Annotated in this window: 20 protein-coding genes; 11 read left to right on the top strand and 9 right to left on the bottom strand. The window is 60.4% G+C overall.

What is annotated here, in order from left to right; all coding sequences use genetic code 11:
* Positions 1–159: 159 nt before the first annotated feature.
* From U1A53_RS22385 to U1A53_RS22375, 3 genes are all read right to left on the bottom strand, one after another.
* A complete protein-coding gene (locus U1A53_RS22385; protein WP_322284090.1) occupies positions 160–1,065 on the bottom strand; it encodes a hypothetical protein in 906 nt (301 codons plus the stop codon).
* A 32-nt stretch (positions 1,066–1,097) separates the two neighbouring features.
* A complete protein-coding gene (locus tag U1A53_RS22380; protein ID WP_322284089.1) occupies positions 1,098–2,798 on the bottom strand; it encodes a hypothetical protein in 1,701 nt (566 codons plus the stop codon).
* 256 nt (positions 2,799–3,054) lie between these two features.
* Positions 3,055–4,377: a Trx7/PDZ domain-containing (seleno)protein gene (locus tag U1A53_RS22375; RefSeq protein WP_322284088.1), complete on the bottom strand. Its 1,323-nt coding sequence runs from the start codon at positions 4,375–4,377 to the stop codon at positions 3,055–3,057.
* Between the two features lie 103 nt (positions 4,378–4,480).
* Between U1A53_RS22375 and U1A53_RS22370 the strand changes: the two genes are divergently transcribed.
* Positions 4,481–5,551 (top strand): zinc ribbon domain-containing protein, encoded by a 1,071-nt coding sequence (locus U1A53_RS22370; RefSeq protein WP_322284087.1) that lies wholly within the window; start codon positions 4,481–4,483, stop codon positions 5,549–5,551.
* Positions 5,552–5,557: 6 nt separating this feature from the next.
* Positions 5,558–6,682, top strand: a complete 1,125-nt coding sequence (locus U1A53_RS22365) for a hypothetical protein (RefSeq protein ID WP_322284086.1) — start codon at positions 5,558–5,560, stop codon at positions 6,680–6,682.
* Between the two features lie 6 nt (positions 6,683–6,688).
* Here the strand turns inward: U1A53_RS22365 and U1A53_RS22360 are convergent, their stop codons facing one another.
* On the bottom strand, positions 6,689–7,075 hold the full coding sequence (locus tag U1A53_RS22360) for a hypothetical protein (RefSeq protein WP_322284085.1): 387 nt from the start codon (positions 7,073–7,075) through the stop codon (positions 6,689–6,691).
* 202 nt (positions 7,076–7,277) lie between these two features.
* Between U1A53_RS22360 and U1A53_RS22355 the strand changes: the two genes are divergently transcribed.
* Complete coding sequence (locus U1A53_RS22355) at positions 7,278–8,150, top strand: uracil-DNA glycosylase (protein WP_322284084.1); 873 nt, start codon at positions 7,278–7,280, stop codon at positions 8,148–8,150.
* A 29-nt stretch (positions 8,151–8,179) separates the two neighbouring features.
* Positions 8,180–9,400 carry a molybdopterin-dependent oxidoreductase gene (locus U1A53_RS22350; protein ID WP_322284083.1) on the top strand — a complete coding sequence of 407 codons (1,221 nt, stop codon included), beginning with the start codon at positions 8,180–8,182 and terminating at the stop codon, positions 9,398–9,400.
* 1 nt (position 9,401) lies between these two features.
* On the opposite strand, the gene U1A53_RS22345 is transcribed toward U1A53_RS22350, so the two are convergent.
* The 3 genes from U1A53_RS22345 to U1A53_RS22335 are packed head-to-tail and all read right to left on the bottom strand — an operon-like array spanning position 9,402 to position 13,773.
* Positions 9,402–11,555 carry a response regulator gene (locus U1A53_RS22345; RefSeq protein WP_322284082.1) on the bottom strand — a complete coding sequence of 718 codons (2,154 nt, stop codon included), beginning with the start codon at positions 11,553–11,555 and terminating at the stop codon, positions 9,402–9,404.
* Positions 11,556–11,566: 11 nt separating this feature from the next.
* Positions 11,567–13,108 (bottom strand): ATP-binding protein, encoded by a 1,542-nt coding sequence (locus U1A53_RS22340; RefSeq protein WP_322284081.1) that lies wholly within the window; start codon positions 13,106–13,108, stop codon positions 11,567–11,569.
* Positions 13,096–13,773 (bottom strand): hypothetical protein, encoded by a 678-nt coding sequence (locus tag U1A53_RS22335; protein ID WP_322284080.1) that lies wholly within the window; start codon positions 13,771–13,773, stop codon positions 13,096–13,098. Before U1A53_RS22335 ends, U1A53_RS22340 begins: the two co-directional genes overlap by 13 nt.
* Positions 13,774–14,515: 742 nt before the next feature.
* On the opposite strand from U1A53_RS22335, the gene U1A53_RS22330 reads away from it, so the two are divergent.
* On the top strand, positions 14,516–15,244 hold the full coding sequence (locus U1A53_RS22330; RefSeq protein ID WP_322284079.1) for a hypothetical protein: 729 nt from the start codon (positions 14,516–14,518) through the stop codon (positions 15,242–15,244).
* A 24-nt stretch (positions 15,245–15,268) separates the two neighbouring features.
* Here U1A53_RS22330 and U1A53_RS22325 read toward each other — a convergent pair whose 3' ends face one another.
* Positions 15,269–16,066, bottom strand: a complete 798-nt coding sequence (locus U1A53_RS22325; RefSeq protein ID WP_322284078.1) for a phthiotriol/phenolphthiotriol dimycocerosates methyltransferase — start codon at positions 16,064–16,066, stop codon at positions 15,269–15,271.
* Positions 16,067–16,201: 135 nt separating this feature from the next.
* Here U1A53_RS22325 and U1A53_RS22320 point away from each other — a divergent pair, with 135 nt between their 5' ends.
* Positions 16,202–18,121 carry a DUF6600 domain-containing protein gene (locus tag U1A53_RS22320; RefSeq protein ID WP_322284077.1) on the top strand — a complete coding sequence of 640 codons (1,920 nt, stop codon included), beginning with the start codon at positions 16,202–16,204 and terminating at the stop codon, positions 18,119–18,121.
* Positions 18,122–18,230: 109 nt separating this feature from the next.
* The gene (locus U1A53_RS22315; protein ID WP_322284076.1) at positions 18,231–18,572 is read left to right on the top strand and encodes a zinc ribbon domain-containing protein YjdM; all 342 of its coding nucleotides are present in this window, start codon (positions 18,231–18,233) and stop codon (positions 18,570–18,572) included.
* A 6-nt stretch (positions 18,573–18,578) separates the two neighbouring features.
* Here U1A53_RS22315 and U1A53_RS22310 read toward each other — a convergent pair whose 3' ends face one another.
* Complete coding sequence (locus U1A53_RS22310) at positions 18,579–19,811, bottom strand: SGNH/GDSL hydrolase family protein (protein ID WP_322284075.1); 1,233 nt, start codon at positions 19,809–19,811, stop codon at positions 18,579–18,581.
* A 366-nt stretch (positions 19,812–20,177) separates the two neighbouring features.
* On the opposite strand from U1A53_RS22310, the gene U1A53_RS22305 reads away from it, so the two are divergent.
* The 4 genes from U1A53_RS22305 (at position 20,178) to U1A53_RS22290 (ending at position 23,705) form a co-directional block, all read left to right on the top strand.
* Positions 20,178–21,461 (top strand): lactonase family protein, encoded by a 1,284-nt coding sequence (locus U1A53_RS22305; RefSeq protein WP_322284074.1) that lies wholly within the window; start codon positions 20,178–20,180, stop codon positions 21,459–21,461.
* A 54-nt stretch (positions 21,462–21,515) separates the two neighbouring features.
* On the top strand, positions 21,516–21,980 hold the full coding sequence (locus U1A53_RS22300; protein WP_322284073.1) for a hypothetical protein: 465 nt from the start codon (positions 21,516–21,518) through the stop codon (positions 21,978–21,980).
* Between the two features lie 90 nt (positions 21,981–22,070).
* A complete protein-coding gene (locus tag U1A53_RS22295) occupies positions 22,071–22,742 on the top strand; it encodes a hypothetical protein (protein ID WP_322284072.1) in 672 nt (223 codons plus the stop codon).
* Between the two features lie 333 nt (positions 22,743–23,075).
* The gene (locus U1A53_RS22290; protein ID WP_322284071.1) at positions 23,076–23,705 is read left to right on the top strand and encodes an SGNH/GDSL hydrolase family protein; all 630 of its coding nucleotides are present in this window, start codon (positions 23,076–23,078) and stop codon (positions 23,703–23,705) included.
* The last annotated feature ends 1 nt before the right edge of the window (position 23,706 follow it).

Here is a 23,706-nt window from a genome sequence, read left to right as displayed (position 1 = left end):
GGAAGATCGGCGAAGATGTCCAAACCCACTGGTTCTGGCAAGTGTTTCGTGAGAAGCAGATGCTTTCCCCTTGTTCCCGCCGTTCTACTGCTGCGGCAGTTTGAATTGCAGCCACTTTTCTCCCCGCAGCACGACGAAGGGCAGGAGATCTGCCCTCCATCACGGCTTGGTGATCTGCACGCGGTAGAACTTCCTCGTGCCGGTGGCACTGGTGTCGGTGATGGTGCGCTGCTGGCCAGCGTCCGTCGTAGTGAAGGTGGTGAGCGGAGCCCAGTCCGTAGAAGCGAGCGTCGTGTTGCACTGCACCGTGTAGGTGCGGTCCGGCAGGCGCGGGCTGATGACGATATTCATCTGGCCGGGTTGATTGGGGACGGGAGCGCTGTCGATGAGGAAACGGGAGGTGCCGCTGATGGGGCTGAGGCCGGCGATGAACTCGAAGAAGTTCGTCTGACCGTCAAAGTCAGAATCGAGGGTGGGCGCGGCGTTGGGATTGTTCAGGCCGAAGTATTGCACCTGCCAGGCATCGTCGAGTCCATCACTAGAGTAGCCGGGGATATCATCGGTGTTCACGTTGAGCACGGTGAGGCCCAGTGTGCCGGTGTGTCCGGCATAGACGCCCTGGCCGGTGGCAAGGGTGTCTTGATAGACCGTGGCCGCAGTCACCAGACCGTTCGTGTTGATCCCGATGAGCGGGCCGCTCTGGATGCTCCAGGTGATGCTGGCGACGGGCACGATGTTGGTGGTGAGATCATCGAGCAATGCCACGCCGCTGAGCTGCCGCGTGCCGCCTTCGTTCACGGTCATGGGCGTGGCGACAAGTTGCAGGGCGGTCACTTCGGTAAGCTGGCCGATGTAGCCGTGCTTCGCGGTTTCGGCGGGTGTGGCGACGGTGGAAACGCCCACGATACCGCCTGCACTGCCGTCATTGGTGTAACTCGCGCTGGTGGTGCGTTTGCCGCCGCTGTCGGCAGCATCGGTGACCACTATGTAGTTCGTGCTGGTGCGCGGATCGGCGTGGGCGGTGAGCGTGAGCAGTGCGAGGAAAAACGCAGCGTGTGTTTTCATGGCGTGGTAAAAAGGTGCGCCGCAGTGATGACTCAGTTCCGCTGGTAGAGATAAAAGATTCTGGCGGGTGTCAGCCGCGAGCCATCGGAGAAATAACTGCCGCTGCTGGTCCCGCCCCAAACAATCCCTTCACTGCCGGTCCACACCATCGTGTGGTCGGCTCTCGCAGCGAGATTCGAAGTGGAGGTGGCCGTCCATGCATCAGAGGTGGGCGTGTAATACGCACCGGTGGAAACGCGGGAGCCGCCAAAGCCGCCCCACACGATCATTTTGTCCCCGGTCCACACAGCACCGTGATTCGCACGACCTGAGGGCGCAGCGGTCGCCGACAGCGGCACCCAGATGTCCGTCGTTGGATTGTAGCGGGCGCCGTCACCGAGGTAAGTGCCGTCATAGCCGCCCCACACGATCATCTCGTTGCCAGTCCACACCGCTATGGGAAGTGAGTCTCTTCGCGCGCTCGGTGCATTGCTTGTAGCAATGGGCGCGCTCCAAGTATCCGTCGTTGGATTGTAACGGGCACCATCGTTATAGTAAAGCGCACCCGTGCCACCGCCCCAGACAATCATCTCAGTTCCCGTCCACACGGCATAATGCTGATAACGCGCAACCGGCGCGTTGGTGGTGGACATGGCAGTCCAGACATCGGTGGACGGATTGTAACGGGCACCGGTGTTGTGAAAAGTGGGGCCGCTGCTGCTGCCACCCCAGACAATCATTTCCGTGCCAGTCCACACGGCGCTGTTCTGGGTTCGGCCATTGCTTGGCGCATTGGTGGTGGACGTGGCGGTCCAGACATCGGTGGAAGGATTATAACGGCCGCCTGTGTTGAAGCTGGCAGCACCGGCATTCCCGCCCCACACGATCATTTCGCTCCCGGTCCAGACGGTACGCTGCTTCCACCGCGCGCCTGGCACATTGGTCTGCGTCATGGCAGCCCAGGAGTTGGTCGCGGGATTGTAGCGACCACCGGTGTCCAGATAGCTGCCGTCGTAGCCTCCCCAGACGAGCATTTCCGTGCCAGTCCACACGGCACAATGGTAGCCTCTTAGAGCCGGCGTGTCCGTGGTCTGCGTGGCGGTCCAGGATTCACCGAGGGAAATCGTTGAGTTCCCGAACTTCGTGTAGCCGGCACTCAACAGGCTGGGTGAACTGGAATCGACCGACAGGACAATGCCGCCGCTGCTCACACCGCTTTGATTGCCGGATGCCAGGTTGGCAGCGGCGGCTCCGCTGGCGAGTTGCGTTGATGTGACGGCTCCGTTGGCAAGCTTCGCGGAAGTGATCGCGCCATCAGGCACATTGCCTGCCATCATCGCGTAACCCACCGCCGCAATGCGCTGATCAGGCGTGAGCAACTGCGATCCATTCGTGCCGTCATTGAACCACACGCGCAGACGCACATCGGCGTTGGTAAAGACCGTGGCGGGCACGACGGTCATGTTGGGCAGCGTGGCATCGCCGAGCAGTACGGAGTAGAGGCCTTTTGTTACCGTGAGCGAGACGGCAGCGGTTGGCTGCGAGCCTGCGGTGCTGGTGCCGTCATTGCTCCAGTAGGTCGTGCTGCCATCCGCATTCATGAGGGCGAACTTGAACTGGCCGGTGCCCTCGAAGTTCATCGTGCCCACGGCGACGCGGCCCTGGTAGCTGATGAGCTGTGGCACCTGCGCGTGCAGGACGGTGGCAGAGGCAAGCGCAAGCAGGGCAAAACCCCTCACGATAAGTATGACCATGGTGTATTCCCTTCGGCTAAGGTTGAGGCGCGGCATCTTCCATTCAGCCCGGCAGGACACCCTTACGGTGCCGCGCAGAAAGGAATAAAAACACCCCGCCCGAGAGCGAGGCGGCCCGAGCATCGGGGAAAGAACGCTTTGGCACAAGACATTTGCTTAGCCCCCTGCGAATGATGATCCAGTCACGCTGGCGCTTGTGCTGGGAACGGTTTCCCGCGAGGACGTGGGAAACGGCACGCGGGACGCGTGCGCTCCATTACTGCTGCGGCAGCTTCAATTCCACCCGCTTCCCGCCCCGCATGACCGCGGCAGGAAGTTTTTCTCCCGGCAGGTGATGCAGCAGCAGGTGGCCGATGATGGCGCTTTCAGTGATGCGCTGTTTGAGGTCGCCGACCTCGACCAAGATGTCGTCTTTTTGGAAACCCGCCTGCTTGGCCTTCGCATGCTCGCCGTACTGGCCGACATGGAAGATGCGCAGGGCCATCTGATCCTTGCTGAGGCCGAGGGTGCCGCGCTCGGCGTCCTCAATGTCATCCATCTTCATCCCTCCGAAGGCCATCGCACGCATGGGCCAGGTGCCGGCGCGCTTGCCGATGTCCGACTTCAAGCGCCAGCCGGCAGGGAGATCGAGGATGAGGGCGGTTTCTTTGCCACCACGGAGAATTTTGGCCGGGATCGAGCCGGAATCCGGCGAGCGATGCAGCACCCAGCTCACATCGGCGATGGAAACGAGCGGCTGACCGTTGAGGGAAGTGAAGGTGTCCCCGGTTTGCACGCCCGCCTTGGCCGCGGGTGAATCCGGGGCCACGGCCTCCACTTTGGCGATGTCATCGGTCGCAAGTGTAATGCCGAGTGTCTCTGTGGAAGGCTGCGGATAGATCCATTCGACCGGCACGGGCTTGTTCTGGCTGCGATAGTGCGCGCGGAACGCGTCGCCGACCATGTGGCAATGAACGCAGCTTTGCATGACCTTGCCCTCCCAGTCGAGCTTGCTCGGATACTTGGCGGCGAGCGTCGGAAACTCGACGGGTGTCTGGTAAGGTGTGGGTCCGCCCTGTTTGCCGGTGAGCGTGGCTTTGTTGGCCGGATAGTCCTTATGGATCGCCAATGTGGCATCGAGCGCCTTTTTGAAACTGGCCGTCGTTTTGTTCAGCGGGTCTTTTTGATGGAGCCAGGAGCCGTAGCGACCGTAGATCGTGCCGTCGCCATTGAACATGATCGCCGAAAACGAGAGATCGTAATCAAACTGGAACTTGGCCAGATCGAGTGCGTTCGCATTGATGACGCGGACGCAGACGAATTGATCCAGCAGCGGCACCAACTCCGGCTCCTGCAGCACGCTGGCGTCGATGCCCGCGCAGGACAGGCAGGGAACGCAACGCAACACGACGAGCAGCGGCTTGCCGGTCGTTTTGGCCATACGGAAACCGCCGTCGATGTCGCTCCAGTTCCAGCGGGTGTCGTTTTCCATCTTTGCCTTCTCACCACGCACCGCGCCCTCGCGGTCTTTGACGGTGGCGGCATGAACAGACACGGAAAGGGCAAGCAGGATGGCGGGGAGGTGCAGTTTTGCTTTCATGAACGCATTTTGCTCAGAAGTGCCCGCGTCAGGCAAGCCGGGAAAATTCTTCGCCAGGTTTTTGGAATGGACAGAGTGCGCATTTCTCCGGTAAATCGCGCCCATGTCCGAAGTCACCGCCATTTCAAAATTCGCCTGTCCGGCCTGCGGGGCCGAGGCTGTCTGGACGCCGTCGAAACACGCGCTCGTCTGTCCCTACTGTGGCACCGAGTCGCCTGCTGAGTTGAAGGCTGACGGCACTCTGGTGGAGGAAAACGACCTCGTCGCCATGCTGCGAGCCATCCCGGATGACCAACGCGGCTGGGCGGCAGTGCGCAAGACCGTGAAGTGCCAGAGCTGTCATGCGATCTCGGTTTTCGATGAAAAACGTGTGGCGCAGAACTGCGACTTCTGCGGTTCCCCCGCGATTCTTGCCGTGGACGATGTCGGTGCGCCGATCCGGCCCGGCAGCCAGCTTCCATTCAAGATCGCGCAGAGCCAGGTGCGCGAGGACATCCGCCGCTGGTATGGCAGCCACTTCTGGGCACCGAACGCGCTCGGGCAAAAAGCGCTCACCGACACGCTGCATGGTCTGTATCTGCCTTACTGGACCTTCGACGCGCATGCCGAATGCCCGTGGGAAGCGGAGGCAGGCCACTATTACTACACGACCGACAGCAAGGGTAACCGCACGCGCCACACGCGCTGGGAATATGCCTCAGGTCATGTGAGCACTGATTTTGACGACGTGCTCGTGCCTGCGTCGAAAGGCGTGCATCCGAACCTGCTCGAAAAGCTCCAGCCCTTTCCCACCACGACGGATTTGTTGCCCTACGATCCCGGCTATCTCTCCGGCTGGGTCGTGGAGCAGTATCAGATCGATCTCATCAACGCGGCGCAGGATTCACGCGGTCGCATGGATGACATCCTGCGGAGCCAATGCATCGCCCAGATCCCCGGCGACACGCATCGCAACCTGCAAATCTCCCCCACCTTCAGCGCCCAGACCTTCAAGCACGTCCTGCTGCCCGTCTGGTTGCTCACTTACACCTACGGCACGAAAAACTACCAGGTGGCCGTGAACGGAGCCACCGGCAAGATCACCGGCGAGTATCCGCTGAGCTGGGTGAAGATCACCATCGCGATTGTGATCGCACTCATCATCATCGGCATCTTCCTTGCCTTCCAAGACTGAGCCGCTGTGAGCTTCCGCTTCCGAGAACTGCCCATCGCCATCGCGCTGCTCGCGATTGTCGCATTCTTTGCCTTCAAGGAACCGGCGTTCCTCGGCGCGCGCAATCTGTCGATGCTCGCGACGGAACTGTCGATCACCGCCACGCTGGCGATGGGCATGCTGCTCATCCTGCTGCCAGGACACATCGATTTGTCCGCGGGCAGCGGCGTGGGATTGCTCGGCGGCATTGCGAGCGTGCTGGTGTTTCATCATCACCTGCCCGCTCCTGCCGCGCTTGGATTGGGCCTGCTCTGCGGCGTGCTGATCTGGATGGCGATGGGCGCGTTCATCGTCCGCGAGCGAATGCCATCGTTCATCGTCACTCTTGGGGCGCTGTTGATCTTCAAAGGCCTGTTCTGGCTCGTCATCGACAACGCCACCGTGCCCGTAGCTCCCGGCGGCCAGAGCAATCTCTACTCGCTGCTCACCACCTATTATCTGCCGGTGCATCTCGGCTGGATGCTCGCAGCGGTGCTCGTGCTCGCGTTGGTTTTCACCACGATCAGCGCCCGCAAACGCCGCCTCGCGCATGGTTTCGCCGTGGACAGCAAGGAGATGGCCTTCATGCGGCTGTTCATCACGGCGCAGGCCATCGCGTTGTTTGTGCTCGTCACCGGCCAGTTTCGCGGCATTCCCCTGCCATCGCTCATTCTCGGTGGCGTAACGATGATTGTTTATGCCGTGACACAGCACACGGCTCTTGGCAGGCATTTGTATGCCATCGGAGGCAATACCGAGGCCGCGTTCGTTTCCGGCGTGCCAATGAAACGCACCGTCATCGCGGCTTACAGCGGCATGGGAGCCATCGTGGCCATCACCGGCTTCATGCAGACCGCATATGCAGGTTCATCCACGACGACGGTCGGTGATCTGATGGAACTCGATGCCGTCGCCGCCTGCGTCATCGGTGGTGTGAGCTTGCGCGGCGGACGCGGCACCGTTTTGGGCGTGCTGCTCGGCGCTTTGATCATCGCCTGCCTCCTGAACGGCATGACGCTCATGTCCGTGCCGCCGGAACGCAAATTCATCGCCCGCGGCGTCGTGCTGATTCTCGCCGTGTGGATGGACATGCGGCTGAGCCGCAGAGCGTGACCCTCTTCAATCCTCCCCGGCCTTGCCAGCCTTGTGAGTAGCTGCGATGGCCTCCTCGATGTTGTGCAGGGCCTTGTCGGCGAGGCCGTTCTCCAGATCCTTGGCAGCCTGACCGCTGAGACGGTAGGCGCTTTCCTTGAAGGAACCGTGCTTGTTGCCCCGGTCCTTCGACAATTGGATCTCGGCTTTTTTGAGATACACGACGGCGTCGGCCACTTCTTTGGCACTGCCTTTGGCGAGTTCCTTGGCCTTGGCGAGCTGCTTGAGGGCGGCGTTGATGTTCTTCTGCTTCGGGTAGTCCGGCAGTTTCGGTGATTTGGACTTGTCGGCTCCTGCGGCGCAGGTGACGACGATGAGGAGCACACTGACCGCGAGAGTGAAGATTCGGTTCATGGCGTGAGTGGATGGTTGATGCGGATGTTAAGACTCCGCCGCCAAGTGCAAGGGCTAAAATTCACCACCGCGCAGCAGCGAGCATGGCCATCTCCGCATTCGACATTCATGCATCGTTCGCCATTGATACGCTTCGCTACCCTCCGGGCTCCTTTCAGTCGTCTGTCTCGCTTCGCTCGGCTCTCCATTTGTCATTCCCCACATGTCAGCCGCCTCCAGCCTTCTCAAACAACACCTGCAGCAACGCCAGCTTCAGGGCGTGACGCACATCCCGCTGCGTCCAGGAACGCTGGACAAGGTGCAGGGACTTAGCCGCAAACCTGCAACGCGGGATATTCCTGAACCGGAGCCGATCTCCATCGAGTCCTCGCCCTCGGCACGACGCATTCTCGAGAATCCACCAGCGGAGACGAAGAAAGTCGATTTGATCGAGGTCGCAGGCGATACGATTGAGGAGAGGCTCGCCGCGCTGCGTGCGCTGGCTGAAACGTGGGAGCCAGCGCGTGCGATGAACAGTCTGCGCAAGACGATGGTCTTCGCCGTGGGCGATCCACATGCGTCTTTGATGTTTGTGGGCGAAGCACCGGGCGCGGAGGAGGAAAAACTGCGCGAGCCTTTTGTCGGCCCTGCCGGCCAGAAGCTCACCGCCATCATCAAGGCGATGGGGCTCGACCGACCGCAGGTGTACATCAGCAACATCTGCAAATTCCGCCCCGCGATGGACAACCAGGGCAGCGGCAATCGCAAACCGACTGCCGAGGAGATGCGCGCCTGCCTGCCCTTCGTGCTCACCGAGATCGATCTCATCAAACCGCAGGTCATCGTCGCTCTTGGTGCCACCGCCGCAGAAGGACTCGGTATTCCCGGCAGCGTGGGCGGCCTGCGCGGTCGTTTTCACAGCACCAGCGGCATTCCCACCATGATCACTTATCATCCATCGTATCTCCTGCGTGAGGAGAAAATGGGCGACGGCATTCGTGCCAAACGCCAGGTGTGGGAAGACATGCTCAAGGTCATGGAAAAGCTCGGCCTGCCCATCAGCGAGAAGCAGCGCGGCTATTTCCAGGCAAAGTGAGCCAGGGTGCGACCGTTTGATCTGTCGCCATGAAACCGAAATCGTTCAGCCGCCGCGACTTGTTCAAACTCGGCGCCGCAGGGGCTGCGGCGTTCACCAGCGCAGAAGTACAGGCCGCCGGGAAGAAGGCCGGCCCAGTGTGCGAGGACGGTGGATGCTGCATCACGCCTTCGGGTGATTTTTACAACGTGGAGCGCGGCAATCCGCTGCCCTACAAGCTCCCCATCGAGAAACAACGCGAGATCGGCATGGTGCGCGAGACGTGGCAGCTTGAGATCATCACCGATCCGGCCAGTAACTCAAAGATCGAGCGCCCCATGCTGCGCAGCAACGGCACCGCTCTCACGTTCGACAAGCTGATGGAGATCGCGAAGACGAAGGCGGTGAGTTATTTGAAGGTCATCACCTGCAACAACCTCGCCGATCCGCTCGGTCATGGGCTGTGGGAGGGCGTGCCGTTGCGCGATGTGCTTTGGCACTGTGGTCCGGTCGAAAATCTGCGCCACGTCTGGTATCACGGTCATCACAACGAGGATCCGAAGCAGATGTTCAAATGCTACCTGCCGATGAACCGCGTCTTTGAAGATTCGCCGGGCGAACTGCCGGTGATTCTCTGCTACAAGCTCAACGGCGAATTCCTCACCGGTGAACGCGGCGGTCCCGTGCGCATGATTGTGCCGGAGGCGTATGGTTTTAAATCGGTGAAGTGGCTGCAGCGCGTCGGCTTCACCAACGCGCATCAGTCCGACGACACCTATGCGAACGGCAACAACGACATCAACAGTTGGCTCAAGACCTTTGCCCGCTTCGCCGATCTGCCCGGCAAAATCAGCGTCAGCGACGCCTACACCATCCACGGCAACGCCCAGATCGGCATCTCCGGCCTGAAAAAGGTGCAGTTCTGGCTGCGCGATGTGCGCGAGCCACTTCCTGCGAATGATCCTCACTTCACCAAAGCTCCGTGGCAGGACGCGCAGATCGTTCCCTTTGATGGCACGACGATTGCGGGCTTCAAAAGCGCGCCGTTGCATCCAGCGCAGTTTGATCCTGTCACGAAAAAGCCGCGTGAATGGCCGCTGCGCCACACGCTCTGCCGCTGGGCTGCGAAACCGCTCAAAATCGCCCCTGGCAGCTACGAGCTGCGCTGCCGAACGATTGATGCGAATGACATCGCCCAACCGATGCCGCGTCCGTTTCCGAAATCTGGGAAGAATAACATCCAGAAGATGCTGCTGGAAGTGATGGCGTGAGTCAGGCTCCCAGTGTGCAGCACAGTGTTTTCAGCAGGGTTTCGGCGGTGTAGGGCTTGGGGATGAAGTGTTTGACGCCAGCGTTGACGGCCTTGGCCTCCATGCCGTTGGCATTCACGCCGCTCGCGGCAATGATGCGGACCTCCGGATTGATGCGTATGAGCACCTGGATGGTTGCCGGTCCGTCCATGGTGGGCATCATCATGTCGGTGAGCACCGCCGCGATGTCATGCTGCCGGGACGCGTAGAGTGCAGTCGCCTCGGCTCCGTCGGCCGCCAGCAGCACCTGGTAGCCAAAGGCCTCCAGTGTCTGCCGGGTGATCTGCCGCACCTCGGACTCGTCATCCACGACGAGCACGAGTTCGCCGTGCCCGCGAGGCAGCTCCATGGGAAGGGGGGAGACAGTTCCTGCCTCGGGCACTTCCTGCGATGGCAGATGGACACGGAACTGGGCGCCCTTCCCCACCTCGCTGTGAACGCGCATGAAGCCGCCGTGGTTCTTGATGATGCCCAGGGTGGTGGACAGACCCAGGCCGGTGCCCTTGCCCAGCTCCTTGGTGGTGAAAAACGGCTCGAAGATACGCTCGATCACCTCCGGCGGCATGCCGGTACCGGTGTCCTCCACCTGGATCATAATGTGCGGGCCCGGGTTGCCCTCACCATTGAGGCCGACGTAGTTCTCATCGATCATCAGATTGCAGGCGGAGAGCTTGAGCATGCCGCCGTTGGGCATGGCATCACGTGCATTGACGCAGAGATTGAGCAGCACCTGATGGAGCTGGGTGGGATCGCCCTGAACGGTCCATAAATCCGCCGGGATTTCGCTGCGCACCTCAATGGTCTTGAGGAAGGTCTCATTGGCGAATTTTTCAATCTCCTTGAGCAGATGGCCGACCTGCACCACCAACTGCCGCCCTTCAACCCCGCTGGCGAAGGAGAGCAACTGCCTGACCATGCCGGCGCCACGTTTGGCGCTGCTTTCAATGGTTGAGAGCACGCTCGCGCGGCCCGCGTCTTTTTCCTGGAGCTTCAGCAGCTCGATGGACATCAAGATGGGAGTCAGCGCATTGTTAAGATCATGCGCGATGCCGCCGGCCAGGGTGCCGATGCTGTCCATGCGCTGGGCGCGAAGGAACTGCTGTTCGAGTTTCTTCTTTTCCGTGATGTCCGTGTTGATCGCGAGGATGCCATGCGGCTGACCGTAGGAGTCGCGCAACAAGGTGCAGCGGCCTTCGACCAGCAGCGGCGCCCCGGCCTTGTTGACCTCGTGCAGCTCTCCGTTCCACTCACCATTCCGAACGACGGTGGCGCAGGCCCGTTCAAACGGCGCGGCCTCACGATAGAGCAGCTCGGTGATCCTGCGGCCGATGACTTCCCCGGCGGTCCAGCCGTAGATCAGCTCGGCGCCCTTGTTCCAGTAGGTGATGCGATGCCCAAGGTCGCGGACAACGATGGCATCACGGGTTTTATCGAGCAGGGCGGCCTGTTCGCGAAAGCGTTCCTCCAGTTTGCCGCGCTCCACCATTTCATGCCGGAGGATTTCACAGGCCTGCCGCTCACTTTCGCGGTTGCGCACGGCTTCCTCCATCATGTTCATGGCGGCGAGCCGGGATGACTCCAGCTCCTGCGTGCGCATCTGCACCCGTTCTTCGAGATCGTGCATCTGCCATCTGGATTCCTGGAGCAGCCGCCATTTTTCGGTCAGCATATTGGCCATCTGCAACACCTCGACGGTATCGAAAGGCTTTTTCAGGATGAGCAGGCGGTCACGCGGTGTGATCTGCTCCTGCATCTGATCCCAGGAGTAGTCGGAGTAGGCGGTGCAAATCACGATCTGCATGTCCGGGCAGACGGCCCAGATCTGCCGCGTTGTTTCGATCCCGTCCCAGCCAGGCGGCATGCGCATGTCCATAAAGGCCATGGCATAGGGCCGGCCTTCAGCAAGGGACTGCTGCACCATGGCCAGTCCTTCCTCACCCTGTGAGGCGACGTCAATTTCACAGAACATCGTGGACTTCGATGCACTGGTGCCAAACAGGATCTCCTCGTCGGCCAGCAGATCATCGCCCGTGGTGGCGGGCGGACACAGGATTTTACGGAAATCGGCGTGGATGGCGCGGTTGTCGTCGATGACAAGGATGCGCCGGTTGGTCATGGAGGAGTGCATTATTGGAGGTCTGGGTTGTTGATGGGCAGCCGCAAGGTGAAGACCGCGCCCTGGCCCGGACCGTCGCTGCTTGCTGTCAGAGCGCCGCCCAGCTCACGGGCCGCCAGGGCACCACTGTGCAGGCCGAAGCCGTGGCCTTCGTCCTTGGTGGTGAAGCCATGGCCAAAGATCTGCGTGAGGTTTTCCGCCGCGATGCCGGTGCCATTGTCGATGACGGCGATCTCGACATGATCCGCCTCGACGAGGGTCACGCGTACCACGAGCCGTTTGTCTCCAGTGTTGTGGTCCACGGCGTATTTGGCATTGCTCAGCAAATTCACGAGTATCTGCAGCACCTTGTGGCGGTCGGTCACCACGGGCGGCACGGTTTCATATTCCCGGACCAGATGCACACCGTGGCGGTGCAAAGCGGCATTGTTGATGCGGATGGCGTCCTCGACCATATCGATGACCGGGAAGGTTCCCACCACACCCGACCGGCGGGCGTAGGCCTGCTGCATGGCCACGACTTCCTTGATGTGCTCGATGTTGTTCTTGAGCGACTCCACCTCCTCCAAGATCTCATTCTGGGGTCCGGCCAGTTCATCGGCAAGTTTCACCAGATAATCCGGGAGCACACGGCCCTTCGGGTCGCTGGTGAGAAACTCGGGCAGTGTTTCGCGATGCTCGGTGAGCAAGGCGGCCACACTTTTGAGACGGCCGATTCTGAACTGCCGGACTTTCCCTGCCACCGACTCGGCGGAAACGTTGACGCTGTTGAGCACGTTGCCGACGTTGTGCAGGACGTTGGTGGCGATCTCCGCCATGCCAGCCTGACGCGAAGCATTGACCAACTGCGCCTGCGCGGCGCTGAGTTGCGCGGTGCGCTCCGTCACCTGCCGTTCGATCTCCACATTATTGCCCTCAAGTCTGGCACGACGCATGGCGACCTCGAACATGGCACCCAGCATCCTGCCGTTGGAGAGCAGCAGAAAGGCGTCTTCAAAGAGCACCCAGCCTGCGTGCTCAAGCCAGCGCCAGGGGCTGGCGGTGAGCACGCCGAAGACGGATTGCGGCCAGAACAGGCCACGGGCCAGATGATCTGCGGCCACCACCACCGTGGCCGTCAGAAGCACACGCCAGTCCCGGTAGAACGCGAGAAAAGCCAGCGAACCGAAGACATGGAAGTGTGTTTCAATACGTCCGCCGGTCAGATGGATCAACAGCGCTGAGGTTAGCATCTGGGCGGCGGCAATGACATGGCGTGTCAAGGGCCGGCCGGGCTGCCGCCAGGCCATCCAGACCGGCAGACCGCTGATCGCTCCGCCGAGGAACAGCGCGGCCCATACATGCACATGGGTCTCGCTCGAAACGCCGATCCAGGTCCGGGGAGAGATCCACAACGCGGCGGCAATGCCGGCCACCCACTGGAAGATCATCAGCTTGGCAAACAGTTGATCCGTGTGCTTGTGCAGGTCGTTTTCTGCGGCCTGAAACAGCGCCATCGCGCGTTGTTGCAACGCGGTGTCCGGCGGAGGTGTGTTTGCGATCATGGTTTGCATGCCACACATCCTTTCTGAATTTCTGCCACACCCAGAGCACAGCCGAAGACCCATGTTTGGGCAGGATCAGAACTCTCGTGCCGCACCAGAGACTCCACGGCACTGCGCCCGGGATTGTCCCCGGCATGACTGCGGGAAAGGGTTATGCCGCCTTGGAACAGCAAGGCCCCGGCAGGATCGTAGAGCAACGTCTGGCCTGATGTCAGCGCCTGAAAGCGTCGGGCTTCGACGCCGGCGTGATCACAACGAACACTCACGCCGGGAATGGCTGCCGCGGTATGCCATAAGCCGGTGTGCGCCCACGCCTCGGACATCTCCGCAGGCTGGACGAACAGGACCTGAGCGCTGACCTGCCCCTGGCAGTGCGTCATGATCTGTTCCAGTTCGCCGATGCTGGCTCTGGAGCATGGGCAGTGCGGATGCAGGAACAAGATCAGGCTGTGCATGCCGGTTGACTGCGGCACCAGGCTTGCAACCGGCCATTGTGCGGGAGGATTCCCTGCAAGGCCGGCCGCTTGGGAATAACGCAGCAGCAGGAACATGCCGGCGAGAACGACCACGAGCCAGGCTGTACCTGCGGCCAGGGTGAAACTGACAGCCGGCCGGCCAAGCAGATGCAGTGCCCGCTCAGCGGCGTTGGTATCTTGGGGTTTTATTTCATTCATGGGAAAGCAGGAAAAACTTAGGATCAGAGCCGCCGACGGCTTTCGTCAGGCCCGAGCGCCTCGATCAGACTTCACAACGCTAAACCGGACAGACGGAAGTGGACGGTAAGCAAAGGCTTAAAAACACCTCCGTATTGTCCCGGGGTGGTGGCGGGCAAAGTTTACCGACAAACAGGGAAGTTTGCAGGCACTGGCGCTGATCCACCAGCCGAGCGAAGCAAGCAGGCTGTGCCCGGCTCCATCTCGATTCCGGTGTGCCGCGATTCTAACGGTGCAGGAGCATGAACATCACGTGCATCGCTTTGCGATGGAGCTTTGAAGCCATGTGAAGTGTTGCCGATGCTCCGGTCAGCCGCATAGGCCATGCCATGGTCACAACCAATTTTTCATTGTGTTCCCAAGATCATTGACCATGCTTCCAAGTGCCGTCCTGCCCGGCGTGGCGGGGAGGTGCGCGAAGGGTGCTTTGCGCCAACCAACTTCGCCATTTTGGAGGCCAGCCATGAAAAAACGCACGTGGTTCAAACGGTCCAGCCTGATTTTGTCCGCCGTGGTGTCAATGGCGGCACCCACGGGGAAGATCAATCTGTCCAAGGAGACGAAACCCTCCAAGGGTTGCAAAAAGTCCAAGTCCCCGTTCTCCTGTGTCGCGGGTGAGGAGTACGAGGACAGCAGCCCGCCGTTTGGAGACCGTCCTCCTCATGGGAAATCACAAACTCGACACCTCTCAACCGCACATCATGTGACGCACTCTCCCCCTGCTGAAAAAGTGAGCCAAGCCGAGACTGCGGACAGCCACGCGTGGAAGTGCCACATTAACACCACGGTCTTCTGGATCGGTGAAGATCCCTCAGCGAATAATCCCGTGCCCAACCATGCGAGCAGTTGGGACGAGAACTGGGCGAAGCATTACGGCGGTTACGACGACCCCAGTCCCAAGGCTCGAAAGGGCTTTCTGCCTGCCAACTTCACTCCGAAGCAGAACCCGTTCTATGTGGCGCTCCCCTACAACGACATCGCGCAGAATGGTCATAAGAAAGAAGCTCGCAGCCTCATCCCGTGGTTCAAGGAGGGCTTCACCAGCAAGTGGAAGTCCGTGTGCAAGGGCCGCTGGATCGCCATTCGCAAAGGCGACCGCGTCTGCTACGCGCAGTGGGAGGATGCCGGACCCTTCACCACAAATGACTCGGAGTACGTCTTTGGCGATGCGCGTCCGAAGCCCAATCCCAATCACAACGCCGGTCTCGATGTCTCGCCCGCCGTGCGCGATTTTCTCGGCCTCGATGGCAGTGACATGACGGACTGGAAGTTCGTGGAGTTCGCGGATATCCCCGAGGGACCGTGGGCCGAGTATGGAGAAAACAACCACTTCGTCATGAACCGCAAGGCAGACGACAAGCGCACTCTTGCCATGGCTGCGCCACGGGAAGACCGCGTCATCCGTCGCCGCAGCCATGCTTCGGAAGGCTGAGCGCACACGTCTGCCCATTTTGGTTCAGCTTTTGCGCAGGCACCACGAGCGGTAGGCCAGATCGCCGCCCTTCAGCGCCTCGTACACGCGTGATCCGGGCAGACCGGCGAAATCGCGGCCCAGGGAATGCAGAAACTTGGGCAGACGCTGGCAGATGAGCGCCTCGCTGCGTGCCGCATTGCAATTCATGCCACGCAGGACTTCGTCACGGATGTTGCGTGTCTGCACGATTTGCAACGGTGCGTTGGCCATGACGCTTTCCCAATCAGCGAACTGATCGCGAAAACGAAAATCGGCATATAAGAAGTGGCCGCCTGGGCGCAGCACGCGCGCGACTTCGGCGAGGAAGCCGGGGAAATCAGGGTAGCAGTGCGAGGCTTCGACATTGATGACGGCGTCGAGCGAGTTGTCGGGCAAGGGGAGCTTCTGTGCATCTCCCTGTACAAAGGTGAGGCCGGACACGCGATGGCGCTGCTGGCAAAAATGAATGCCCGTGGGATTGAGATCGAGACCGGTATAGCCAGACGGCTGCATCGTGCGCGTGAGCCACGACGCGCCACCACCATGGCCGCAGCTCACTTCGAGCACCTCTTTGCCGCGCAGATCGACCTGGGTGGCGACGTGATGATAAAGCTGGATGCAGGCGCGGTTCGGTTCGTCATCAGGATCGAGCTTCAAACCGACCGGTGGATCGGTTTCAAAGGCGTAGTTGAGAAACAGCACCTCCTCACCCTGCAACCGCCGCGTGAGAAAAGGATACCACAGCCGCCAGATGCCTTTGCGGATGACCGGGATGGAAAAGAGGCGTTCGAGGAGAGACATGAGGATGGGGAGGGAAGGAAACCAGTCCTCCTGAGGCATCTATCAGGCAGCCAGGAACCCCTTTTGAGCCGGATGATAAAGAGCAACCGTCGTATCCAATGACGATGATAAACACAACTCAACCACCATCCAACCATGAAACATCTTTCTTTTCTGCTGTGCGCCGCCCTTTTCGCGGTGGCCACACCAGTGCCGACTGCCCGCGCGGACGTGGGGATATCCATCGACTTCTTCTACGATGCTCTCGATTCCTACGGTGATTGGATTTACACCCGAAACTACGGTTATGTCTGGGAGCCGAGGGCGTCACGAAATGCCTATTGGTCGCCTTATTCCGACGGCTACTGGGCCTATACAAACGCCGGCTGGACCTGGATCTCGAATGAGGACTTCGGCTGGGCCACTTATCACTATGGTCGCTGGCTGCGCATGTTTGGTCGCTGGGTTTGGGTGCCCGGATACGAATGGGCGCCAGCCTGGGTGTCTTGGCGACAAACCGATGACTACATCGGCTGGGCACCGCTGCCACCCGAAGCACGCTGGAACATCAGCATTGGCTTCAACTGGTGGACGGACAGCTACTACGATGTCGGTCCCGCTTACTATAGCTTTGTCCCCATCCGCTCGTTCGCCACGCGCTCGTCGTTGCGTCCCTTCATCGTGGACCGCAGCCGTAACTTCACCTTCATCGACCGCTCGGTAAACATCACCAACATCACGTATCAGCAGAATGTTGTGAACAACATCTTTGTCGGCGGCCCCGATCCGACCCGCATCGACAGGCTGGGTGAAAACCGCGTGAGACGCCTGACACTTCGTCGCGACGAAGACAGCTTCCGCCGCGACTGGATCGACAATCAGAACGCACGTCATGGAGGCTTCCGCAGCCTCTCCCGCATCGAGAATGATCAGTTGGTGGTTGCCGCCCCCACGGTGAAGAAAGAAGAAACACGAGCTTTGCCGCCGCGCGTGCGTGAACGCTTTGACCGCCCGGAAATTGACCGTGGCTGGAGCGGCCTCAGCGACTCCAATGCTGCGGAGCGTCTGCGTGCTCGACAGCGTGAGGAACTCGCGAAGGCCAAAGCGGAAAAACTGCCGGAAAAAACGCCTCTGGTCGCCACCAGCGATGTGCCGCCGCCTGCTGTGGGCCGGGCTCTGCAACCTCAGGAACGCTGGGGCACCGCCCAGCGCCCCGATCCACGCCGCGTCGATGATGAAGTGCGCAAAGCTCAGCCATTAAGCCCCGAGGGCAAACCCGGCGTGAAGGAGGATCCTCCTGCACCGGGCGAGGCACGCCGTCCTAGCATGCCGGGCCGTGCGGACCGCCCCGGTCTGGGGCCGGACAGTCGTCCAGATTTACGCCCCGATGGCCGTCCCGGCCGTGGTCCCGATGGCCGCCCTGACAGCGATGACCGTCCATCCGGGATCAAGCCTGGGGAGGGTTCAAAGCCGCAACTCGTTCCCGGCAAACCCGGCACTGAAACCAGTCCGAAAGCGGATGGTAAGCCCGCCACCCCCAAGCTGGTACCAGAGCCTAATCTAACGCCTCCCAAGGTGAGGCCTGATCTGCCTGGGAATCGTGATGGCAGGCTTGATTTCGGACCGGGAGGGCGTCGCCCTTTGGCCCCCGATTCACCGCCACCCAGCCCACCCAAAGCGCGCCCGGTGCCCATGCCAGAACCTCAATCCGAGCCCAAGGCACGACCGCCGAGCCCGATGCCCCGACCGGAAGCTCCCAGTGTGAAGCCAGCTCCCATGCCGCAACCTGTGCAACCGCCTCAAGTTCGTCCACCAGAGATTCAGCGCCGCCCCGACGTCCCTGAGAAAGCTCGTGAGGAGAAACGTGCGGAGACTCCGCAGTTCCGCCCCTTCCAGCCCCAAGCACGTCCCATGCCTCAGCCGCCGCTGGCGGCACCCCAGCCGTCGCCTCAGGGCCAGGAGACCCCACCTCAACTCCGCCCACCTCCCCCAGCAAGACAGGCACCCTCACCCCCGCCTGCTCCTCAGCCGGCCGCCCCGCAGGAGAAAAAGCCTGAGGAAAGGCGGCAACGCTGACAAACAGTTCACTCCAGTCGTCGAGGAGGCACGGTTTCCTCCTCGACGAGTTCGAAGAGCTGGGTGGAACCTGTTGTGTTCGAGCAGGATGTGGTTCTTCTGTCTGCCTATGAGCAACCCAGCCTGCCCGATGTGCGAGATGAACGACGTTTTGGACCACCCCGAACGCTTTGAATGCATGACCTGCGGTCACGAATGGCCCAAAGAAGCCGCGCCGGATGCGCCCGATGCCGAACGTGTCGTCAAGGATGCCTACGGTGCAGTGCTCGCCGATGGTGACATCGTGGCGATGATCAAGGACTTGCAACTGAAGGGGTCTTCTCAGGTTCTCAAAATCGGGATGAAGTCCAAGCCCATCCGCCTTGTGGACGGCGATCACGAGATCTCCTGCAAGATGGAGGGAGTGCTCATTGGCCTGAGGGCCTGCTTTGTGAAGAAGGTGGTGAGCTAGCCTTCATCACTCATCGCCCGTCCTCTTCACTTCGAAATGAACCGTGGCGGGTGACGCATACTTGCGCTGGAGAGCTTCCAGGCTCTCCAGTGTGGCCTGGGTTTCCTGGCGCACGGCCTCCACGCCTGGATGGTTTGACAGGAAATTCTCGCTGTAGGATTGCGAGCCGAGGATCTCCATACGCGCATCAGTCACCATCTTCAGTGCGGCGGCCTGGGCATCCCACGGACCACCCGGTTCCCAGCCGTTCGCAGTCATGGAGGAAATGTTCAGACCGGCGGCAAGTTGTTTGTTGGTAAACTTGCCCAAGGCCCGTCCACCGGCGCGCAGATCATACTTTCCGGCCGCGAGGCCACGCACGGTGAGCATATAGCGGTTCAGCTCCTGGGGCACGGGGATGAACATGAAGTTCAGCGCACCGAAGGTGCCGAAGTTGAGCGGCAGCCCTTCGTCGAGCCGGTCAAACACCACGCTGTCCGCCGTCGCCTTCACATTGGTGATCGTGCATCCGCTCGCGGCAAGCGGACGCGCGGATGCCGCATCGATCTCCGCCGATGAAACCTCCGCAGGCGCACCGAGGCCTTTCAAGAGGGCGACCGCCATGGCGAGCTGGCCGAGTTCATTCAAATGCACGCCGTCCTCCACATGCAGCTTCGTGTGCCTGGCCGGATCTTTTTGCGTCTTGTTCACGACGAGCACATGGCGCTGCACCTTCCGCATCGAGCGCAGAATATCGACCGTCTCCGCGCCGAGACTCTTTGCCAGCGCGAGCCCCTCATCGCACATCTGCTGCAAAAAGCCTCTCTCCGAGCGATCCGGGTCTTCGTTGGTGATGGCCGGTGAGCAGAGAAACACGCGCACCTGCTTTTCCTGGCAACGCTCGATGAGCGTGCGCAGCGAGCGGAGATACGCCGCCTTGTGCTCCTCATCCGCCTTCATGCCCCAGCCGATGTCATTCACGCCAAAAGCCACCGTAAGCACCGTCGCATGACGATCAAAGACCTCGCGCTGCAATCGATCCAGGGCGCCCGTCATCGTATCGCCGCCCTTGCCGGCATTGAAAAATTTCACATGCCGCTGCGGATAGCGGAGCAGTGTGTAGTTTTCAATGATCCGGTCGTAGCGCCGCGCTGCCGTGATGCTGTCGCCAAGAAACACCACGGTGTCGCCATCCTGAAAAGCAAACTCTGCACGGAGCGGGACAGCAACGGCCAGCAGGAGGATCCAGAAGAGCTTCATTCTCAGCCAACGATTTTCCAGACAGCATTCTAGCGAATGCCATTGCCGCGGCTCCTATGCACCTGCTGTTCTCCGAACACGCGGAGGCCTTCCATTCGGAACAAATAGCCTCCCGACCGTTCAAGAACAGCAGTTCTGATCGCGGTTGGTCAGGAGGCCGCAAGCACAATGCTTATCTGCCTCCTGCAAAGGCCACTTCGGGGGCGACGAAAAAGACCGCCGCCTCGTCCTTCATTCCATCTGCGGCGAAGCCTGCGGATGGCACGGCAGGAGCAAGTGAAGCGTCTGTATCGGGCGATTGAGCGTCCGAAGGAAGCGAGAGGCTGCAAAGCCGTGATGGTTGGTGACGTAGCCCCATCACTCACCATGATGCCTCCTTTCCCTGTGACTCCGCCCGGCCTTGCCCGCCGTTCCTTTTTCAAAACCTCCTCCGCCTTCGCGTTCAGTGCTGCCCTGGAGCCACTTTTCGGAGCAGAGTCCGGCAGGGCCAGGGCGCCGCTCATGGCCTATGTGGGCACCTACACCTCGCCGTTGAAGAACATGAAGGCCACGCAGGTCGATCTGCCGCCTGGGAACGGACGCGGCATCCATTTGTTTGAGGTGGATCGTGCCACTGGGGCGATGAAACCTGCGGGTGTGTATGAAATGGGCACAAGTCCGAGCTGCCTCGCCTTCAATGCGGACAAAACGCGTCTTTATTCCGGCAATGAGACTGAGCGTCTCGGTGAGAATGAATCCGGCACCGTCAGCGCCTTCGCTGTCGAGAAAGACGGCTCGCTGAAGCTGCTGAACAGCGTCAGTTCCGGCGGCAAAGGCCCGGCGCATTTGAGCGTCCATCCCAGCGGCAAGTTTGTGCTCGTGGCGAACTATTTCGGCGGTTCCGTGGCCGTGCTGCCGATCAAACCGGATGGTAGTCTCGGCGAAGCAACAGATGTGAAGAAGGACGCTGGCAAGATCGGATCCACCAAGGCCACAAACGCCGCACCGGGCAGCTTTGCCATCAGTGGCCATGATCAAACTCATGCGCACATGATTGAGGCCGATCCCTCAGGCAAATTTGTCATTCACGTCGATCTCGGCCTCGATCAAATACTCGTGTGGAAATTCGATGCGGAGAAAGGCACGCTCACCGCGAACGATCCGCCCTTTGTCTCGTTGCCAGCGGGCGATGGCCCGCGTCACTTCGCGTTTCACCCGAACGGACGCTGGTTCTATTCCATCCAGGAGGAAGGCTCCACCGTCGTGCTGTTCGACTATGATGCGGACAAAGGCCGCCTCACCTCACGCCAGACACTCCCCAGCCTGCCACCGGGCTATGCGGGCAGCAACTTCTGCTCCGAGATCGCTGTCTCCACCGATGGCAAGTTCGTCTATGCCGGCAACCGCCTCCACGACAGCATCGCCATCTTCGCTGTCGGGAAGGACGGCACGCTCACTTTCGTGGCCGAAGAGTGGACGCACGGCGACTACCCGCGCAGTTTCACGTTCGATCCGACCAACAGCTTCCTTTACTGCTGCAATCAGCGTGCTGATCACATTGCCGTCTTCCGCGTGGACAAGAAAACCGGCAAGCTGACCTTCACCGGCCACTACACACCGGTCGGCAATCCGTCGCAGATCGTGTTCCGTGATATGGCGAAGACGCAGTAAGCATGCTTCATGCGGTTTGACTGCATTTCCCCAATGTGGAAATGCTCTCATCAAATGCCCCACCTCTTCCGCACTCTTGATGGCACGCTTTGGAAGGCGAGTCAGTCCCTTTCCTTGACGTTCGCCGACGGCACGAAGATCAAGGGGCTCTGGGGCGGCTCCGCACAGAACGAGAAACTCCAGTGGTGGCTCAGCAAGCCGGGGCACGATCTCGCGCAAACCGAGGGAGTCGCTGAGGTCGCGGTCAGAGACGACGACACCGATGAAATCAACTGGGGACCGGCACCGACCGGAGCGAGGTTGTTCTTTGTGCTGGAACCGCCGATCACAGGAAAGAACGGCGAACCTTACCGGATCGCCAAGTTGGTGACTACCGCCACGACTTCTGAAGAAGCCGCTTACTTCCGTGACACTCGCTTCGCGCTCTTCGGCACGTTCAACCCCGAAGGCAGCATTACCATCATCTCACCTCTGCCACCGCCGCCTCCGAAACCGCCTTTGCAGGGCGAACTCTTTTGAGCAGCACACTTGGACCGGTTCAACGCGAGTTTATGAGGCTGTATGGAATCATGATAGACCCTTGGCAGACGGTCGTTTGTGGTGGCCCCAATGAAGTTCCTCGTTCGTGTCAGCGCCATTCTCTTGTCCGTGTCCTGCTTGCGGGCTGGTGATGCTCCTGTGGCAGATCCCGATCTGCCGCAGCCGCTCGATTTCAGTTTCGCGGACGATTTGGTGACCCACTCGCCCTTCACCCGCGCCGTGAATCTACAGGAATCCCTGCAACTCACCGGCATCGCCTATGTCGATGGCCATCCGATTGCCACTGTGTTAAACAAGGAGACGAAGCAGCGATTCGTGGTTTCGGAGGAGCCCAACGCGCAAGGATGGCGGCTCATGACGGCCAGCGCCGGTGCCGATCTCTATCAGACGCAGATTGAGATGCAGGTCGGGGAGGAGATCGTCGCCATGCACTATCAGGGGCAGCAGCTTTCCCCGGGAAGTGCAGGAAAAGACGGCTCAAGGGCTCAAATGGCCGGCTCCAGTAAGAAGGATGGCGACAAAATGCGCCCGTCTTCCTTCCTCGGTGAGCAGGGCCGTGAGATGTATGCCTCTCTCTCGCCTGAAGCGCGTGACAAGTTCAAAGAACTCATGAAATCGCGTCAAGAAAAGCATCCCGAGCTCACGCCGGAACAAACCTCGGACTATGCTCAAAAGGTATTCGCCAAGATCAAAGCGTCTGATCAATCGCCCAAACCGCCGAAGAAGAAGCAGGGCGCTTGAGGAAATGCGGGCCGGACCTTTCCCCCAATCGTTGCGAGGTTGAAGGATGGGATTTTGCTTTGCCAAATTCGTCATCTGCCGCAACGATTCATGGGGCTGCGAATGATGCAGATCGCATCCGGCCCAACCAGCACACACAAGACGATGAGAAGTCAGAAACAAAACAACAAAGCGCCCCGGCCCTTTAAGAGCAATTCATCCGACGGCAAGTGGACCGGTGGCAGTGGAAGCAGTGGCTTCATTCCTGGTCCCAAAGTCGTGCTACGCGTGAAAAAGCCTGACAGTTCCTCGCCACCTGAACCACCTCCACCACAGCGTTAGCTTCGAGAAATCATGATCCGTGCTTTTCTTCTCCTCCTGGCTCTGACGTTGGGTGTCTTGGCTCAGAATAGCACAAAGCCGCGCACGGTGATCGTGTTTGGCGACTCGATCACGGCTGGCGGAGCTTGGGTGAAGCAGGTCGAGAAAGAGTCCGCCGGGACGCTGACGCTGATCAACGAAGGCAAGGGCGGTCGCCCGACGAACTCGGTGAAGGAGTTCGAAGCGATGCTGCAACGGCATTTGAAAACGGACGCTTTGGTGATCGCACTCGGCATGAATGACTCCCGCGACATCACGGCTGAATGCGTGCCGAAGGCCGTGGCGAATCTGCGTGCGATGATCGAGAAAGCGCGCGCTGCTTATGGCGTGAAGCTTCCCCTGCTCCTCGTCGGTCCCACCAACATCAACAAGGCCGCACTCGGGCCAACGAAGCCCATCGGTGATCAACGTGAGGCGAAGCTGCGTGAACTCAGTGATGCCTTTGCGAAACTCGCCACCGAGACGCACAGCGAGTTCGTCAGTCTCTTCGGTGTCGTGCCCGATGTCGCTCTGCTTAAAGACGGCGTGCATCCCGATGCGGCGGGAAATGCCGCCATCGCAAAAGTGATGGGTGAGCGAATGAAATCGTGGCTGGTGGACTGAT

The sequence above is a fragment of the Prosthecobacter sp. genome, from assembly GCF_034366625.1.
Taxonomy (GTDB): domain Bacteria; phylum Verrucomicrobiota; class Verrucomicrobiia; order Verrucomicrobiales; family Verrucomicrobiaceae; genus Prosthecobacter.
Note: the sequence above shows the minus strand (reverse complement) of the source record. Positions and strands in the feature narration are given on the sequence as shown.

What these genes read in the sequence shown, in the direction of transcription:
- U1A53_RS22320 (WP_322284077.1), top strand. Translation starts at nt 16,202, where the DNA reads ATGAAACATCTTTCTTTTCTGCTGTGCGCCGCCCTTTTCGCGGTGGCC.
- U1A53_RS22300 (WP_322284073.1), top strand. Translation starts at nt 21,516, where the DNA reads ATGCCCCACCTCTTCCGCACTCTTGATGGCACGCTTTGGAAGGCGAGT.
- U1A53_RS22370 (WP_322284087.1), top strand. Translation starts at nt 4,481, where the DNA reads ATGTCCGAAGTCACCGCCATTTCAAAATTCGCCTGTCCGGCCTGCGGG.
- U1A53_RS22350 (WP_322284083.1), top strand. Translation starts at nt 8,180, where the DNA reads ATGAAACCGAAATCGTTCAGCCGCCGCGACTTGTTCAAACTCGGCGCC.
- U1A53_RS22310 (WP_322284075.1), bottom strand. Translation starts at nt 19,811, where the DNA reads ATGAAGCTCTTCTGGATCCTCCTGCTGGCCGTTGCTGTCCCGCTCCGT.
- U1A53_RS22345 (WP_322284082.1), bottom strand. Translation starts at nt 11,555, where the DNA reads ATGACCAACCGGCGCATCCTTGTCATCGACGACAACCGCGCCATCCAC.
- U1A53_RS22305 (WP_322284074.1), top strand. Translation starts at nt 20,178, where the DNA reads ATGATGCCTCCTTTCCCTGTGACTCCGCCCGGCCTTGCCCGCCGTTCC.
- U1A53_RS22380 (WP_322284089.1), bottom strand. Translation starts at nt 2,798, where the DNA reads ATGGTCATACTTATCGTGAGGGGTTTTGCCCTGCTTGCGCTTGCCTCT.
- U1A53_RS22385 (WP_322284090.1), bottom strand. Translation starts at nt 1,065, where the DNA reads ATGAAAACACACGCTGCGTTTTTCCTCGCACTGCTCACGCTCACCGCC.
- U1A53_RS22375 (WP_322284088.1), bottom strand. Translation starts at nt 4,377, where the DNA reads ATGAAAGCAAAACTGCACCTCCCCGCCATCCTGCTTGCCCTTTCCGTG.
- U1A53_RS22335 (WP_322284080.1), bottom strand. Translation starts at nt 13,773, where the DNA reads ATGAATGAAATAAAACCCCAAGATACCAACGCCGCTGAGCGGGCACTG.
- U1A53_RS22295 (WP_322284072.1), top strand. Translation starts at nt 22,071, where the DNA reads ATGAAGTTCCTCGTTCGTGTCAGCGCCATTCTCTTGTCCGTGTCCTGC.
- U1A53_RS22325 (WP_322284078.1), bottom strand. Translation starts at nt 16,066, where the DNA reads ATGTCTCTCCTCGAACGCCTCTTTTCCATCCCGGTCATCCGCAAAGGC.
- U1A53_RS22340 (WP_322284081.1), bottom strand. Translation starts at nt 13,108, where the DNA reads ATGCAAACCATGATCGCAAACACACCTCCGCCGGACACCGCGTTGCAA.
- U1A53_RS22315 (WP_322284076.1), top strand. Translation starts at nt 18,231, where the DNA reads ATGAGCAACCCAGCCTGCCCGATGTGCGAGATGAACGACGTTTTGGAC.
- U1A53_RS22290 (WP_322284071.1), top strand. Translation starts at nt 23,076, where the DNA reads ATGATCCGTGCTTTTCTTCTCCTCCTGGCTCTGACGTTGGGTGTCTTG.
- U1A53_RS22355 (WP_322284084.1), top strand. Translation starts at nt 7,278, where the DNA reads ATGTCAGCCGCCTCCAGCCTTCTCAAACAACACCTGCAGCAACGCCAG.
- U1A53_RS22360 (WP_322284085.1), bottom strand. Translation starts at nt 7,075, where the DNA reads ATGAACCGAATCTTCACTCTCGCGGTCAGTGTGCTCCTCATCGTCGTC.